Origin of the sequence: Candidatus Pantoea rara (genome assembly GCF_051136265.1) — a bacterium.
In the GTDB taxonomy this organism is placed as follows: domain Bacteria; phylum Pseudomonadota; class Gammaproteobacteria; order Enterobacterales; family Enterobacteriaceae; genus Pantoea; species Pantoea rara.
Map to the genome: position 1 here is coordinate 708,235 of NZ_CP194942.1, position 16,755 is coordinate 724,989.

Here is a 16,755-nt window from a genome sequence, read left to right on the forward strand (position 1 = left end):
GTCATCAATGGTAATCAGGAGTGGCACAATGAGCCTCGAATCAACAACGAAACCCATCAGTGCGTCACGCACGGTGCGCGTGATTAAAAATTTACGCTGGTGGATGCTGGGCATGTTCCTGCTGGGTGTCACCGTCAATTACATCACCCGCAACTCACTCGGCATTCTGGCACCGGAACTGAAAAACAGCCTGCATATGAGTACCGAACAGTACTCCTGGGTGGTCGCCGCGTTTCAGTTGGCCTATACCCTGTTTCAGCCCATCTGCGGCTGGCTGATCGATGTGATCGGACTGAAGATGGGGTTCCTGATTTGCGCGCTCATCTGGTCGGTGACCTGCCTGCTGCACGCTGGCGCGGGAAGCTGGCTGCATCTGGCGCTGCTGCGTTTCGTCATGGGGGCGTCAGAAGCGGCGGCCACACCGGCTAACGCCAAAGCGATCGGTGACTGGTTTCCCAAAAAGGAGCGTCCGGTTGCTGCGGGCTGGGCGGGCGTCGGCTTTTCAATTGGTGCCATGCTGGCTCCCCCGATTATCTATGTCGCGCATATTACTTTTGGCTGGCAGGGCGCCTTTCTGCTGACCGGCGGCCTGGGCCTGCTGTGGGTGGGACTCTGGTGGTGGGGCTATCACTCGCCGGAAACCCATCCTCGTCTCTCTGATGAAGAGCGCAACTTTATTAATCAGGACAACGAAACGATCGGTGAAAAATTGCCGTTTTTCACCGCGCTGAAAGTGATTGGTAAAGAGAAGAAATTCTACGGCATCGCTATTCCTGCGTTTCTGGCTGAACCGGCCTGGGCGGTGCTGAGCTTCTGGGTGCCACTCTATCTTGCCAATGAGCGCGGCATGGATCTCAAGCAGATTGTGATGTTCGCCTGGCTGCCATTCCTGGCCGCCGACCTTGGCAGCGTCGCCAGCGGCTATCTGACCAAAATCTACGTGCGCTGGTTTGGACTTACCCGCGTCAACTCCATTGTCGCCAGTTCGGTGACCGGCGCTCTGTTGATGGTCTCGCTGGCGCTGATGACGCTGGTGAAAGATCCCTGGCTGGCTATCGCCCTGATCTCCGTCGGTGGCTTCGGTCATCAGGTGATCTCCTGCATGCTGAGCGCGCTGGTGGTAGAGCGTTTTGATCGCCGCCAGATGGCCACGGTCAACGGCATGCGCGGCTCCTGCGCCTGGATCGCCAGCTTTATCTTCTCGCTGATTATCGGTGTCACCGCCGATACCATCGGCTTCAATCCGCTGTTTGTGGCGATGGGCTTTTTTGACCTGATTGGTGCCGTTTTCCTGGTGATGCTGATCGCCGAACGCCGCCAGCGCCCTGCTAACCCATAAGGATATCGCGATGAAAACCCTGAAGAACTGGACGCTGCATCAGCAGGCGGATCACTTTGTTGAGCTCAAAGTCGAACAACGTCATTTCCTGCGGCTTTATGTGCTGGAAGAAAAGCTGATGCGCGTGCTGCTGAAACGCGACGGTGAGCTGGCGCTGAACCGCACCTGGAGTATTGCGCCCGGTCAGGATGTGCCCTGGGAGGGACGTGACCGCGAGGCGCTGGATGGTTTTACGTTGCCGACGTTTCAGGTGGAACACGATGCGCAGCAACTGCGTCTCAGCACCCAACAGCTGCGCGTCACCGTGCATCAGCCGCTCTGCCTGAGCTGGGAGCAGTTCGATGGCGAGAACTGGCAGCCACTGACGGCCGATCGCCACACCGGCGCTTATCTGCTGAATGCGCACGGCGACGGTGTCGAGCACTATCAGCGTCGTCAGCCGCAGGATCGGGTGTATGGTCTGGGTGAGAAGAGTGGCGACCTGAACCGCGTTAACCGCCGTTTTGAGATGCGTAATCTCGACGCCATGGGCTACAACGCCGCCAGTACCGATCCGCTCTACAAACATATTCCGTTTACCCTGACGCAGCGCGATGGCGTCAGCTTTGGCCTGTTCTATGACAACCTCAGCAGCAGCTGGCTCGATCTGGGAAATGAGCTGGATAACTACCATCTGCCTTATCGCCGTTACCGCGCCGAGGCGGGTGATCTTGATTACTACATGATGCTTGGCCCGACGCTGCTCGACGTGACCAAAGCCTTTGTACGCCTGACCGGACGCACGCTGTTTCAGCCGAAGTGGAGCCTGGGTTACAGCGGTTCTACCATGCATTACACCGACGCGCCGGACGCACAGCAGCAGCTGCAATCCTTTATCCGCCTGTGTTGTGAGCATGAGATTCCCTGCGACTCGTTCCAGCTCTCATCCGGTTATACCTCGATTAATAACAAGCGCTACGTCTTCAACTGGAACTACGACAAAGTCCCGAATCCCAATGCGCTGAGCGACGCGTTTCATCGTGCCGGAATGAAGCTGGCGGCCAACATCAAGCCCTGTCTGCTGCAGGATCATCCTCGCTATCAGGAAGTCGCATCACAGGGGCTGTTTATTCGTGATTCTGAGCAGGATCGTCCTGAGCGTTCGGTGTTCTGGGATGATGAGGGATCGCACCTGGATTTCACCCATCCGCAGGCGGTGCGCTGGTGGCAGGAGAATGTTACTCAGCAGTTGCTGGAAAAAGGCATCGATTCCACCTGGAACGATAACAATGAATATGAGGTGTGGGATGGCGAAGCGCGCTGTCACGGTTTTGGTCAGCCCATTGCCATCAAGCATATCCGGCCGGTGATGCCGCTGCTGATGATGCGCGCCTCAATGGAAGCGCAGCAGCAGTTTGCTCCAGAGAAACGTCCTTATCTGATCTCCCGTTCCGGCTGTGCCGGGATGCAGCGCTATGTGCAGACCTGGAGCGGCGATAACCGCACCAGCTGGCAGACCCTGCGTTACAACATCCGCATGGGGCTGGGAATGAGCCTGTCCGGGCTGTTTAATGTCGGACACGATGTCGGCGGCTTCTCTGGTGATAAACCGGATGCCGAGCTGTTTGTGCGCTGGGTTCAGAATGGCGTAATGCATCCGCGCTTTACTATCCATTCGTGGAATGACGATCACACGGTGAACGAGCCGTGGATGTACCCGGCAGTCACACCGATGATCCGTGAGGCGATCCGGCTGCGTTATCGTCTGATGCCTTACCTCTATAATCTGGCGTGGCAGGCCAGTGTGGAAGATGAGCCGATGCTGCGTCCGACCTTCCTCGATCACGAGCAGGATCCGCAGACGTATCAGGAGTGCGATGACTTTATGCTGGGACGCGATTTGCTGGTCGCCAGCGTCGTAGAGCAGGGGGCGCGCAGCCGTGAAGTCTATCTGCCACGTAACCGTGACGGCTGGTATGACTGGCACAGCGGTAAGGCGTTTGCAGGTGGCGAGACCATCACGCTGGATGCACCGCTGGATCGGCTGCCATTGCTGGTGCGGGCTGGTGCAGTGATCCCGCTGGGCGAGTGCGAAAGCACCACCGATGCACGGCGCGATACGGTGCGGCAATGGCAGCTATGGCCAGCACCAGAAGGCATAACGACTCAGGGCGAAATGTTTGATGACGATGGCGAGAGCCACGGCTGGCAGCAGGGTAATGCACTGTGGCTGAGCTGGACATTGTGCAGCAGCGCTGACCGCATCGACCTGACGGTGGAAAAACGTGGTGATTACCAGCCTGCCTGGCGAGAGATCGCACTGTTACTGCCTGAAGGTGAACGTCGTGAACTGTGGGTGAATGGCGAGCAAGCGGCGAGTTACCGGCTGGAATAGCGGTGCAGTGGTGTCAGCAAGACGGAAATAAGATCGGCCCCGAAAAGGGGCCGATAACGCTTATTCTGCGTGGCTCTCGGTGCTCATGCGGCCCAGATCTTTATCGACCAGGAACAGACCGTTGCCGCTGTTGCTGACCAGCGCCAGTTTATCCAGCACGGTTTTGAACAGTTTCTCTTCTTCGTGCTGCTCGGCAACATACCACTGCAGGAAGTTGAAGGTAGAGTAATCCTGTGAGGTCATCGCAGCATGGGCCAGTTCATTGATTTTGCTGGTGATCAGCTGCTCATGCTCCAGCGCCTGCTGCAGAATCTCATTCAGTGAGGTGAAAGAGACGGGCGGCGCAGCGATGGTGCCCAGCACTGGCATGCCGCCGGTATCGCTCAGGTAATCAAACAGACGCTGCATATGCTGCATCTCTTCGCGTGAATGCATCTTCAGGAAGGAAGCGGCACCCTCAAATCCTTTGTCGCTGCACCAGGCGCTCATTTGCAGATAAAGATTGGCAGAGAAAAATTCCAGGTTCAGCTGGTCGTTTAAACGCCCAGTCATTTCAGCAGTCAGCATGGCCGAGTCCTTTTAAGAAGATGTTAAATACAGATATATAGTCGGTGAATTATGCATCAAACATGTTAGTAAAGTGAAGCCTTTTCGGCAAAATAAGCTAATTTATCTGATTGATTTAAATAGAATTATTTCGGAAATTGAATGCGACCAATTCTCATTGGGTATCACAGGTTATCGGGCAATAACGCCAGGGTAATCAGCACCATGATAGTGCGGGCGGGTGTGGATCTGCTGGTGCAACCATCACAAACGCAGGCGAAATAGCCGTCATCTGATGACGACCGAAAATATTACCTCGCGGTCGGAAAACGTTATTTCGGAAAGCGAATGACGGCTGGCAGGGATTAAACGTCCGGAAGCGACAGGCGCGATAGTAATCATCGCGCTCTGGTCGGCTCTGGCATAAATCCTGCTTAAGAATCATTTCCCTAAATTGAAATTTGCTACGCCAGGGAATTTGCGGCAAAGCAGCTTATCAGGAGAAAGAAATGTCAGAAGAGAGTGTGGTTAATCCGGTAAATATGACGGCGACCAAAGGCAGTTATGTCGCGTTAATTTTTGCCATTCTGTTTTTTTCAGGGCTGTTTTATCACGTTGAGGGGCTTGCATGGCTGGGTGCCTTTGACTTCACCACCCTGGGTGGCCGTTTTGGCACAATGAAAGATCCCGCCAGTAACACCTTTCTGGGCGCAGGCGGACTCAGCGCCAAAGCAGGTTTCCTGTTTGCGCTGTCGCTGACGCCCACGGTAATGCTGGCGCTGGGCGTACTGGAAATCTTCACCCATTACGGCGCCATTCGCGCGGCACACCGGTTGCTGACCCCGCTGCTAAAACCCCTGATGGGGCTGCCTGGCCATTGCGGTCTGGCGTTAATCACCGACCTGCAAAGTACCGATGCGGGCGCGGCATTAACCAAAGAGATGGCTGATCAGAAACAGATCGGTAAAAAAGAGGTGGTGGTGATGAGCGCCTGGCAATATTCGGGTGCCGGATTAATTAATAATTATTTCGCCATTGGTTCAGCGCTGTTCGCTTCAATGACGCTGCCAATTATTATTCCGCTGTTATTAATGTTCGTCCTTAAATTTGTCGGTGCGGCGATAACGCGCGCTGTGTTAAACAGTGTGTATAAGAAGGATTTCACTGATGGAAAATAAGATCACGACCAGCAGTAATCCATTTGATGTGTTTGTGACCGGTGCGCGTAAAGGCTTCCACATCGCCATTCACAACCTGATGCCGAATGTGGTGATGGCCTATGTGCTGGCAGAAGTGCTGAATCTGCTCGGTATCATGCAGTTTCTCGGGCATGTCTTTGCGCCGGTGATGGGACTGTTCGGCCTGCCGGGCGAGGCGATTACCGTGTTGCTCACCGCCTGGCTCTCATCGTCGGCGGGCACCGGCGTAGCGGTAAGCCTGCTGACCAAAGGGCTACTGACTGGCGCGGATATCACTATTCTGGCCCCGGCGATTTTCCTGATGGGATCGCAGCTGCAATATATGGGACGGCTGCTGGGTGTGGCTGATGTGCCCAAAAAATACTGGCCGCTACTGATGCTGGTGAGCATCATTAACGCGCTGATCGCGATGTCTGTTATGCGTCTGTTTATTCAGGAGTAACGCTGTGTCTAAGGTATTAGAGCATTACCACTATCTGCACGAAATTCCGGAGCTGGGTTTTCAGGAGGTGAAAACCTCGGCTTACATCGCAGACCAGCTGGAGAAAGCGGGCCTGAAGGTGACACGTAATATTAATAACACCACCGGCATCGTGGCGGAGATCGACAGTGGGGTGCCAGGGCCGGTGCTGGCGCTGCGTGCGGATATGGATGCGCTGGGCCACATCATTGATGGTGTGCCATGTGCGCGTCACACCTGTGGGCACGACGGTCACTCTTCAGTGGTGCTGACGGCGGCGACAGCGCTGCTTGCGGAGGGCGCAGTGAAACGTGGCCGGCTAAAGATCCTGTTCCAGCCCGCCGAGGAGCTGGGTGCCGGGGCGCTCTCAATGATCGAAGGGGGCGCTCTGGATGATGTGGAGATGATTCTGGGCTTTCATCTGCGGCCGCTTGAAGAGTGCGTAGTGGGTCAGGCGGTGCCTGCGGTGCTCTACTCCGCCTGCAGCACGCTGGAGGCGACCATCAAAGGCCAGCCCGCCCATGCGGCGCGTCCGCATCTTGGCGTAAACGCGCTGGATGCCGCCGCGCAAGCGGTCCAGGCGGTTAATGCCATCCATCTTTCGCCTGGCCTCACCTGGAGCGTCAAAGCGACCCGCTTCCTGTGCGATGCCGGTGTCACCAACTCGGTGCCGGATGAAGCCCGCGTGGTGTGGGATCTGCGTTCACAGGAGAACGGGCCGATGACGCTGCTGAAAGAGCAGGTCACGCGCGCCATTACCCACAGCGTGGCGGCACTGGGTGCCACTGCGGAGGTGCGGGTGCTGAAAGAGATGCCCGCCGCAGAGATTGATGATGAGGCGACGGCGGTGATCCGCGCCGCCATCGTCGAGGTGCTGGGCGAAGAGGGCGCACTGTCGACCCGGACCACGCCAGGCAGCGAGGACTTTTTTTACTATCCGGTGAAGTGTCCGGGTGTGAAAGCGGGCTTCTGGGGGCTGGGCACCAACCTGACGCCAGGACTGCATCATCCCGATATGCATTTTGATCTCAGCTCGCTTGAGATCGGTGTGCAGATCTTCAAAGCCTGCGTCAGAAAGGTGCTGGGATAATGGCGGCGGGGCGGATGCCGATCCGTCCCGCCCTGTTGCGGCATCCACTGTTCCCCGATTTCCTGCCCATGAAATCCTGCCCCCTTCCCTGTAGGCCGCGCGCGCAAAATATTGTATGCTATGCCGCCTTAAAGCTGACCAGGTAACCGGACTTCACGCCAATGTAACTTCGCGCTGACCCGCCAGCGATCACAGATCGTTTTTGGCACCGTTTACCCGCCGGTAAGGTTCTGCCGGCCACCGTGATTTATCAGCAGCGCCAGTACGTTGCGCTGCCTATTGAGAAGAATTCCATGTCTAATCCCTTTTTAGAAGAGGTGGCACGCCGCCGCACCTTCGCGATCATTTCGCACCCGGATGCCGGTAAAACCACCATTACCGAAAAAGTGTTGCTGTTCGGACAGGCTATCCAGACCGCCGGTACGGTAAAAGGCCGTGGCTCTAACCAGCACGCCAAGTCGGACTGGATGGAGATGGAGAAACAGCGTGGTATCTCCATTACGACCTCGGTGATGCAGTTCCCTTACCGTGATAGCCTGGTAAACCTGCTGGATACACCAGGTCACGAAGACTTCTCGGAAGATACTTACCGTACGCTGACTGCAGTCGACTGCTGTCTGATGGTGATCGATGCTGCGAAAGGCGTCGAGGATCGTACCCGCAAGCTGATGGAAGTGACCCGTCTGCGCGATACGCCGATCCTGACCTTTATGAACAAACTTGACCGTGACATCCGTGACCCGATGGAAGTGCTGGATGAGGTGGAAAGCGAGCTGAAAATCGCCTGCGCTCCTATCACCTGGCCTATCGGCTGCGGCAAGCTGTTCAAAGGGGTTTATCACCTCTACAAAGATGAGACTTACCTCTACCAGACCGGTAAAGGCCATACTATTCAGGATGTCCGCATCGTGAAGGGGCTGGACAACCCGGATCTCGACACCGCAGTGGGTGAAGATCTGGCGGCCCAGCTGCGCGAAGAGCTGGAGCTGGTGCAGGGCGCATCGCACGAGTTTGAGCAGGAGGCCTTCCTGAGCGGCAAACTGTCGCCTGTCTTCTTCGGCACCGCGCTGGGTAACTTTGGCGTTGATCATATGCTGGATGGCCTGGTTGCGTGGGCGCCACGTCCGATGCCACGTGATACCGACACCCGTACAGTAGAAGCGAAAGAGGAGAAGTTCACCGGCTTTGTGTTTAAGATCCAGGCGAACATGGACCCGAAACACCGCGACCGCGTGGCCTTTATGCGCGTGGTGTCCGGTAAATATGAAAAAGGGATGAAGCTGCGTCAGGTTCGTACCGGCAAAGATGTGGTGATCTCCGATGCGCTGACCTTTATGGCGGGTGACCGTTCACACGTTGAAGAAGCTTATCCTGGCGATATCATCGGTCTGCATAACCACGGCACCATTCAGATTGGCGACACCTTTACGCAGGGTGAAAACATGAAGTTCACCGGTATTCCGAACTTCGCGCCGGAACTGTTCCGCCGTATTCGTCTGCGCGATCCGCTGAAGCAGAAACAGCTACTGAAAGGGCTGGTTCAGCTGTCGGAAGAGGGGGCTGTGCAGGTGTTCCGTCCGGTGCATAACAACGATCTGATCGTGGGCGCGGTCGGGGTGCTGCAGTTCGATGTGGTGGTCGCACGTCTGAAAAGCGAATATAACGTCGAAGCCATCTACGAAGCGATTAACGTCTCTACCGCACGCTGGGTTGAATGCGACGATGCGAAAAAGTTTGAAGACTTCCAGCGTAAAAATGAAGTTAACCTGGCGCTCGATGGCGGTAATAATTTGGCTTATATCGCGCCGACCATGGTAAATCTGAATATTACGCAGGAACGTTATCCTGACGTCCGTTTCCGCAAAACGCGCGAGCACTAATCCCCTGTTTCCGGGCCATTCCAGCTGGGAATGGCCCTGTTTTCCCCGCTACAGACTCCTCCTAAAAACTTCATGTTTCTTCTGTTTTGACGTGTGATCAACCAGTTAGCCAGGCAAATTGCAAAATGCCGTCTATGATTATCCTATCGGACGGCGGAAGAGACTTCTCTTGTCCTTACGTCCTGTAACGCAGGGGCCCTGGTTGCCTCTGTTGCGCCCACAGTTTTTGGGTGAGTTAACTGATAGAAGGAAGATATCGATGAACAAGACTAAGATTGCTAAAACCCTGATGGCCGCCATGATTGGCTCAGCACTGATCAGCGGCAGCGCACTGGCTGACGAATCAATGTCGCAGAAAGCGTCACAGACAGCCGACAGCGCGGGTTCAAAAATCGATAGTTCTATGAAAAAAGTCGATGGTTATATGGATGACAGCGGCATCACTGCCAAAGCCAAAGCGGCACTGGTAGATGACGACGCAATTAAAAGTACGGATATCTCGGTAAAAACGCATAGCGGCGTCGTAACCTTAAGCGGTTTCGTCACCTCACAGGATCAGGCTGAAAAGGCTGTGGCTGTGGTGCAGAAAATCGAAGGTGTTAAATCCGTCAGCGATAAACTACACGTCAGAGACAGCAAATCATCTTCAATGAAAGGTTATGCCGGCGATGCCGCTACGACCAGCGAAATTAAAGCTAAGCTATTAGCAGACGACATTGTTCCGTCGCGCAACGTTAAAGTTGAGACCACCGACGGTGTTGTTCAGCTTTCAGGGCATGTTGCTAATCAGGCACAGTCAGATCGTGCAGAAAGCATCGCTAAAGCCATTGAAGGCGTGAAAAGCGTTAAGAATGACCTGACGGTTAAATCTTAAGCTTATGTGCGGTCACCCTGGTGGCCGCACGAATAAAAGACACCCATCCGGGGATGAAATAACCAGTTCGATTTTAAATTGGGTAAGGAGAGGCTTATGTTTCGTTGGGGCATTATTTTTCTGGTGATCGCACTGATCGCTGCAGCGTTAGGTTTTGGCGGTTTAGCGGGCACAGCAGCATGGGCAGCTAAAGTTGTCTTCGTCGTTGGTATTATCCTGTTCCTCATCAGCCTGTTTACCGGCCGTAAAAAGCTTTAGCCGATGAGTTCTGCAGTCTAATGCAACGCAAAGCATAGAGCGGAGACCAGTCATCTGTAGCGACTGACGTGAAGAGAGGAACACCTTCACATCGCTACAAGGTAAGCCAGCCCAGCTGGCCTGCCGGTTAAAGGATTAGATGACTGGTTCTCCGGAATGCTGCCGTAATAAATGGATTAACCCTCCAGCATACCCGGAACCCCTTTTTTGAGGTTCGCACAGTGGGTATACGCATTCCCGTCACACTCGGCGCCATTGAACCTCTGGCCCTGACACCGTTTAAATCTCAGAAAATTGCCCTGGTATGTGAAGGCGGCGGTCAGCGTGGCATTTTCACCGCAGGCGTACTCGACGAATTTCAGCGCGCCCGATTTAACCCTTTTCAGCTGATGCTCGGCACTTCTGCCGGTGCGCAAAATCTCTCTGCCTTTGTCTGTGCTCAGCCCGGCTATGCCCGTCGTGTCATTACCCGCTATACCACCAGTAAACTCTTTTTTGATCCGCTGCGCTTTGTGCGTGGAGGCAATCTGATTGACCTCGACTGGCTGATCGATATCACCCGCAGTGAATTTCCGCTGGCGATGAGCAGTGCGGAACCGCTGTTCTCCAGCGGTCGCGAATTCTATATGTGCGCCTGCCGCAGCGATGACTACACGCCCGGCTACTTCAATCCCAACGCCGATAACTGGCTGGATCTGATTAAAGCCTCCAGTGCCATTCCCGGTTTTTACCGGCTGGGCGTCAATCTGGAAGGGATCAGCTATCACGATGGCGGCATCAGCGATGCGATTCCGGTACGTGAAGCCGCGCGGCGCGGTGCCGATACCATTGTGGTGATCCGCACCGTGCCGTCGCAGATGTTCTATACCCCGAAATGGTTTAAGCGGATGGAGCGCTGGCTCAGCACCGGTGCGCTGCAGCCGATGATTAACGTGCTGAATAAGCATGAGCAGAGCTATCAGGAAATTCAGCAGTTTATTGAGAATCCACCCGATGATTTGCGCATCATTGAAATCTTCCCGCCGCACGTGCTGGCGAGCAGTGCGCTGGGTAGCAGCATCGCGGCGCTGAATCAGGATTATCACCTGGGACGACGCTGCGGTCGCTATTTCCTCGCCACGCTGGGCCAGTGGCTGAGCGATGCAGAACCCATGATCTCAGCGCGTATCGTTACGCCGCCTGCGCCGGTCGCCAATGCGCCGGATACCCGACTGATCGTCACACCGCCCCTGGCGGACAATGATGCGGATTACGACAAAGGATCGCTGGCATGAAGTTTATCGACACGCACTGTCACTTCGACTTTCCGCCGTTCGAAGGGGATATTGCCGCCAGCCTGGCACGCGCCGCTGAAGCGGGCGTGGAGAAGATTATTATTCCGGCGGTCGATGCCAGCCGCTTTGAGCGGGTCTGCGCGCTGGCCGCGGTGCATCCACCGCTCTATGCCGCGCTGGGCCTGCATCCGATTGCCATCGAACATCATCAGGATGTCCATCTCGATCAGCTGGAAACCTTTCTGCAACAGCGGCCGCGTAAGCTGGTGGCGATCGGCGAGATCGGACTGGATCTCTACCGCGACGATCCACAGTTTGATAAGCAGCAGCGCTTTCTTGACGCGCAGCTTAAGCTGGCAAAGCGTTATGCGTTGCCGGTGATCCTGCATTCGCGCCGGACCCATGACAAGCTGGCGCAGATTCTGCGTCGTCACGATGTGCCGCGCCGTGGCGTGGTGCACGGTTTCGCTGGCAGTCTGCAACAGGCGCAGGCCTTTATTAAGCTGGGTTATGCGATTGGGATTGGCGGGACCATTACCTATGAACGTGCCAGCAAGACCCGTCAGACCGTGGCACAGCTGCCGCTCTCTTCACTGCTGCTGGAAACCGATGCACCCGATATGCCGCTGCAGGGTTTTCAGGGCCAGCCAAACCGTCCGGAGCGGGCACGTCAGGTGTGGGAAGTGCTCTGCAGTCTGCGGGAAGAGTCACCTGAAGACATTGCTGATGCACTGTGGCACAACAGTCAGCAGCTGTTTCAGCTCGATCCCGCTTTCCCGGCGTTGCGTAACTGACTGTCCGTCTTTCGCCTGAACGACACCCCTTACGCTAAAATGTGATAATAGTAACATTGCTCCGGCTAGCGTATAATCACCATCAGGTAGTGTAATCTGCGATTTCAGTCACGTTTTCTGTGACCTGATTGCACCATTTTCTTATTTCTATGTGACTGCTGGCACATATCAGGCCGCTTCAGAGTGTTATTATTATAACATTCCGCCGGCAAGCCGGTGGGTTGCACCCCGATCCTTTGGAGAGCCTCATGACCGATATCAAACACCTTGCCCTGCGCGCCCTGAAACTGATGGATTTAACCACCCTGAATGACGACGACACCGACGCAAAAGTGATTGCCCTGTGCCATCAGGCTAAATCCCCGGCAGGCAACACCGCGGCAATCTGTATCTATCCGCGTTTTATTCCCATTGCGCGCAAAACGCTGCGCGAGCAGGGTACCCCGGAGATCCGCATCGCCACGGTGACCAATTTCCCGCACGGCAATGACGACATCGACATTGCACTGGCAGAAACCCGCGCCGCTATCGCTTACGGTGCCGATGAAGTGGATGTGGTGTTCCCGTACCGCGCGCTGATCGCCGGTAACAGTCAGGTCGGTTTCGATCTGGTGAAAGCCTGTAAAACCGCCTGTGCTGAAGCGGACGTGCTGCTGAAAGTGATCATCGAAACCGGTGAGCTGAAGGAGGACGCGCTGATCCGTCAGGCCTCTGAAATTGCCATTGATGCAGGTGCCGACTTCATCAAAACCTCTACCGGTAAAGTGCCGGTTAACGCCACGCCAGAAGTGGCGCAGATCATGATGAATGTGATCCGTGATAAAGGCGTCAGCAAGGACGTTGGCTTTAAGCCTGCGGGCGGCGTACGCACAGCGGAAGATGCCGCGATCTATCTGCAAATGGCAGAAGATACGCTGGGTGCCGACTGGGCTGATGCGCGCCATTTCCGCTTTGGTGCATCAAGCCTGCTGGCGAGCCTGCTCAACACACTGGGTCATGACAGCGACACCAGCAAAGCGGGTTACTGATTCTTCAGGCGGTCGCTGACCGCCTGTTCTCCATTCTGTTTTCCCTGAACCAGGGGGCTACCTTGTTCCTGCCACAAGAAATTATTCGCAAAAAACGTGACGGCCATGCGCTGACTGAAGAGGAGATTCGCTTCTTCATTAATGGCGTGCGTGATAACACCGTCTCAGAAGGTCAGATTGCCGCGCTGGCGATGACCATCTACTTCCACGACATGACGCTGCCAGAACGGGTCGCGCTGACGATGGCGATGCGTGATTCCGGTACGGTGCTTAACTGGAAATCCCTTAACCTTAACGGGCCAGTGGTGGATAAGCACTCGACCGGCGGCGTCGGCGATGTGACATCGCTGATGTTAGGGCCGATGGTCGCCGCCTGTGGTGGATATGTACCGATGATCTCCGGTCGTGGCCTCGGCCATACCGGCGGCACGCTGGATAAACTGGAAGCGATTCCGGGCTTCGATATCTTCCCCAGCGATGACCGCTTCCGCGAAATCATTAAGCAGGTCGGTGTCGCCATTATCGGCCAGACCAGTTCGCTGGCACCGGCGGATAAGCGTTTCTACGCCACGCGTGACATCACCGCCACCGTCGATTCTATTCCGCTGATCACCGCCTCGATTCTGGCGAAGAAGCTGGCAGAAGGGCTGGATGCGCTGGTGATGGATGTCAAAGTGGGTTCCGGTGCGTTTATGCCCACCTATGAAGCCTCAGAAAGTCTGGCGCAGTCGATTGTGGGCGTCGCTAACGGCGCAGGCTGTCAGACCACCGCGCTGCTGACGGACATGAATCAGGTTCTTGCCTCCTCAGCCGGTAATGCGCTGGAAGTGCGTGAAGCGGTTCGCTTCCTGACCGGTGAACAGCGCAATCCACGCCTGCTGGAAGTGACGCTGGCGCTTTGCAGCGAAATGCTGATCTCCGGCAAACTGGCCGCCAGCGACACCGAAGCGCGTCAGAAGCTGATGACGGTGCTGGATAACGGCAAAGCCGCCGAGGTGTTTGGTCGCATGGTGGCTGCCCAGCAGGGACCGGCTGATTTCGTCGAACGCTACGACACTTATCTGCCCGCGCCAATGCTGAGCAAACCGGTTTATGCCGACAATCCTGGCATCGTCAGCAGCATGGATACCCGTGCGCTGGGTCTGGCTGTCGTGGCAATGGGCGGCGGACGTCAGCGCGCCAGCGACAGCATCGATTACAGCGTCGGCTTCAGTGAGATGATCACCCTGGGCGAACGTGCCGATGCGCAGCGTCCGCTGGCGATGATTCATGCCAGCAGCGAAGACAAATGGCAGCAGGCCGCCGCAGCGGTCAAAGCCGCGCTGGTGCTCGGGGATTCTGCCCCGGCGGAGACGCCGGTTGTCTATCGCCGTGTGAGCGATATCAGCTAACTGAGCAGTAACCGGTGCCAGCTGTGATGCATTCGGGTATACTGATCTGATCGCTTTTTTTTGACTTGTCACGCGCCAATGCGCAGGAGACTTGCATGAAACGTGCTTTTATTATGGTGCTCGATTCCTTTGGAATTGGCTCCAGTAAAGATGCCGATAAATTCGGTGACGTGGGTTCAGATACCTTAGGTCATATTGCCGAAGCCTGTTTTAAAGGTGAAGCAGACAAGGGCCGTAAAGGTCCATTGCATCTGCCTAATCTCACCGCCCTGGGGCTGGGCAAAGCCGCTGAGCTGTCGACGGGTCGCTTCCCGCTGGGTCTTGATCCTGAAGCGAAGATCACCGGCGCGTATGCTTACGCCAGCGAGCTTTCGTCAGGTAAAGATACGCCATCAGGCCACTGGGAGATCGCCGGCGTGCCGGTGCTGTTTGACTGGGGCTACTTCAGCGACAAAGAGAACAGCTTCCCGCAGGAACTGCTGGACAAGCTGGTTGAGCGTGCAGACCTGCCGGGCTATCTCGGTAACTGCCATTCGTCAGGTACGGTGATCCTCGACCAGCTGGGCGAAGAGCACATGAAAACCGGCAAGCCGATTTTCTACACCTCTGCGGACTCCGTGTTCCAGATCGCCTGTCACGAAGAGACCTTTGGTCTGGATCGTCTCTATGCACTGTGCGAAATCGCCCGTGAAGAGCTGACTGAAGGTGGCTATAACATTGGTCGCGTCATCGCCCGTCCGTTTGTGGGTGACAAAGCGGGTCAGTTCGAGCGTACCGGTAACCGTCACGACCTGGCGGTCGAGCCGCCATCTGCCACCATGCTGAAAAAGCTGGTGGACGAGAAGGGTGGTCACGTGATTTCCGTGGGTAAAATCGCGGATATCTATGCTGAGCAGGGTATTACCAAAAAGGTCAAAGCGACCGGTCTGGATGCGCTGTTTGATGCGACGATTCAGGAGATGAAAATCGCGCCGGATCAGTCGATTGTGTTCACCAACTTTGTTGATTTCGACTCAACCTGGGGACATCGTCGCGATGTAGCCGGTTATGCGGGCGGGCTGGAGCTGTTTGACCGTCGTCTGCCTGAGCTGATGAAGCTGGTTGGCGAAGATGACATCCTGATCCTGACCGCTGACCACGGCTGTGACCCGACCTGGCAGGGCACTGAACATACACGTGAGCACATTCCGATTCTGATCTACGGACCGAATGTGGAGCCGGGTTCTCTGGGATACCGTGAAACGTTCGCCGATATAGGTCAGACAATTGCACATTACTTTGGCCTGTCCGAGATGGACTATGGCAAGAACATGCTGTAAATCAGCAATTTAATAAGGATTAAACAATGGCAACCCCTCATATTAATGCTGAAATGGGTGATTTCGCAGACGTCGTGCTGATGCCTGGCGATCCACTGCGTGCAAAACACATCGCAGAAACCTTCCTGGAAAACGCGGTTGAAGTGAACAACGTGCGCGGCATGCTGGGCTACACCGGCACTTACAAAGGCCGCAAAGTCTCTGTAATGGGTCACGGCATGGGTATTCCTTCCTGCTCCATCTACACCAAAGAGCTGATCACGGACTTCGGCGTTAAAAAGATCATCCGTGTTGGCTCCTGTGGTGCCGTACGTGCCGACGTAAAACTGCGTGACATCGTGATTGGTATGGGTGCCAGCACCGATTCCAAAGTAAACCGTATGCGTTTCAAAGATCACGACTTCGCTGCGATTGCTGACTTCGACATGGTGCGTAACGCAGTTGATGCAGCGAAAAACCTGGGCGTTGAAGCGCGCGTAGGTAACATCTTCTCTGCCGATCTTTTCTACACGCCGGATCCGCAGATGTTCGACGTGATGGAAAAATATGGCATCCTCGGCGTTGAGATGGAAGCCGCAGGTATCTACGGTGTAGCCGCTGAGTTCGGTGCCAAAGCGCTGACCATCTGCACAGTGTCAGACCACATCCGTACCGGCGAGCAGACCACCGCTGCTGAGCGTCAGACCACCTTCAACGATATGATCACTATTGCGCTGGAGTCTGTCCTGCTGGGTGATTAATCGGCGCGGCGGGTACCTGTTGATGCCTGCTGCCTGATTCGCCTGTTCAGATCCTCCTCTGCCGGAGGATCTGATTTTCCCGCCTCGCCGTCCTGGTAACATTCACATCAAATGACACACTTTTGCTGAGGCTTGTGCATCTTCGCGCTGGCACCGCTGTGATCCCGCTTTATCATAGTGCGCAATAAC

15 protein-coding genes are annotated in these 16,755 nt (G+C 55.6%); 14 read left to right on the top strand and 1 reads right to left on the bottom strand.

Features of this window, described 5'->3' with window-relative positions; translation table 11 throughout:
* Window positions 1-28: 28 nt before the first annotated feature.
* Together ACR8BF_RS03475 and ACR8BF_RS03480 are read left to right on the top strand one after the other, a co-directional pair.
* Window positions 29-1,339, top strand: coding sequence for an MFS transporter (locus ACR8BF_RS03475; RefSeq protein WP_179898551.1), 1,311 nt, complete (start codon window positions 29-31; stop codon window positions 1,337-1,339).
* Window positions 1,340-1,349: 10 nt separating this feature from the next.
* The gene (locus ACR8BF_RS03480; RefSeq protein WP_434745550.1) at window positions 1,350-3,713 is read left to right on the top strand and encodes a TIM-barrel domain-containing protein; all 2,364 of its coding nucleotides are present in this window, start codon (window positions 1,350-1,352) and stop codon (window positions 3,711-3,713) included.
* Between the two features lie 60 nt (window positions 3,714-3,773).
* On the opposite strand, the gene ftnA is transcribed toward ACR8BF_RS03480, so the two are convergent.
* Window positions 3,774-4,280, bottom strand: a complete 507-nt coding sequence (gene ftnA, locus ACR8BF_RS03485) for a non-heme ferritin (RefSeq protein ID WP_179898549.1) — start codon at window positions 4,278-4,280, stop codon at window positions 3,774-3,776.
* Window positions 4,281-4,768: 488 nt separating this feature from the next.
* Between ftnA and ACR8BF_RS03490 the strand changes: the two genes are divergently transcribed.
* The 12 genes from ACR8BF_RS03490 (at window position 4,769) to deoD (ending at window position 16,566) form a co-directional block, all read left to right on the top strand.
* A complete protein-coding gene (locus ACR8BF_RS03490; RefSeq protein ID WP_179898548.1) occupies window positions 4,769-5,437 on the top strand; it encodes a nucleoside recognition domain-containing protein in 669 nt (222 codons plus the stop codon).
* Complete coding sequence (locus ACR8BF_RS03495) at window positions 5,427-5,900, top strand: YjiG family protein (RefSeq protein WP_010248980.1); 474 nt, start codon at window positions 5,427-5,429, stop codon at window positions 5,898-5,900. Before ACR8BF_RS03490 ends, ACR8BF_RS03495 begins: the two co-directional genes overlap by 11 nt.
* Before the next feature lie 4 nt (window positions 5,901-5,904).
* A complete protein-coding gene (locus tag ACR8BF_RS03500) occupies window positions 5,905-7,008 on the top strand; it encodes an amidohydrolase (RefSeq protein ID WP_434745551.1) in 1,104 nt (367 codons plus the stop codon).
* A 293-nt stretch (window positions 7,009-7,301) separates the two neighbouring features.
* Entirely contained in the window at window positions 7,302-8,888 is a 1,587-nt protein-coding gene (prfC, locus tag ACR8BF_RS03505) for a peptide chain release factor 3 (protein WP_179898546.1), read from the top strand.
* 259 nt (window positions 8,889-9,147) lie between these two features.
* Complete coding sequence (gene osmY / locus ACR8BF_RS03510) at window positions 9,148-9,762, top strand: molecular chaperone OsmY (protein WP_179898545.1); 615 nt, start codon at window positions 9,148-9,150, stop codon at window positions 9,760-9,762.
* 96 nt (window positions 9,763-9,858) lie between these two features.
* Window positions 9,859-10,020, top strand: coding sequence for a DUF1328 domain-containing protein (locus ACR8BF_RS03515; RefSeq protein ID WP_003848537.1), 162 nt, complete (start codon window positions 9,859-9,861; stop codon window positions 10,018-10,020).
* 221 nt (window positions 10,021-10,241) lie between these two features.
* Window positions 10,242-11,294 (top strand): patatin-like phospholipase family protein, encoded by a 1,053-nt coding sequence (locus ACR8BF_RS03520; protein ID WP_434745552.1) that lies wholly within the window; start codon window positions 10,242-10,244, stop codon window positions 11,292-11,294.
* The gene (locus tag ACR8BF_RS03525) at window positions 11,291-12,088 is read left to right on the top strand and encodes a TatD family hydrolase (RefSeq protein WP_434745553.1); all 798 of its coding nucleotides are present in this window, start codon (window positions 11,291-11,293) and stop codon (window positions 12,086-12,088) included. Before ACR8BF_RS03520 ends, ACR8BF_RS03525 begins: the two co-directional genes overlap by 4 nt.
* Before the next feature lie 248 nt (window positions 12,089-12,336).
* Entirely contained in the window at window positions 12,337-13,116 is a 780-nt protein-coding gene (gene deoC / locus ACR8BF_RS03530) for a deoxyribose-phosphate aldolase (RefSeq protein WP_292987805.1), read from the top strand.
* A 62-nt stretch (window positions 13,117-13,178) separates the two neighbouring features.
* Window positions 13,179-14,507 carry a thymidine phosphorylase gene (deoA, locus tag ACR8BF_RS03535; protein WP_179898541.1) on the top strand — a complete coding sequence of 443 codons (1,329 nt, stop codon included), beginning with the start codon at window positions 13,179-13,181 and terminating at the stop codon, window positions 14,505-14,507.
* A gap of 95 nt (window positions 14,508-14,602) precedes the next feature.
* A complete protein-coding gene (deoB, locus tag ACR8BF_RS03540) occupies window positions 14,603-15,826 on the top strand; it encodes a phosphopentomutase (protein ID WP_179898540.1) in 1,224 nt (407 codons plus the stop codon).
* 26 nt (window positions 15,827-15,852) lie between these two features.
* Entirely contained in the window at window positions 15,853-16,566 is a 714-nt protein-coding gene (gene deoD / locus ACR8BF_RS03545) for a purine-nucleoside phosphorylase (RefSeq protein WP_179898539.1), read from the top strand.
* Window positions 16,567-16,755: the final 189 nt, after the last annotated feature.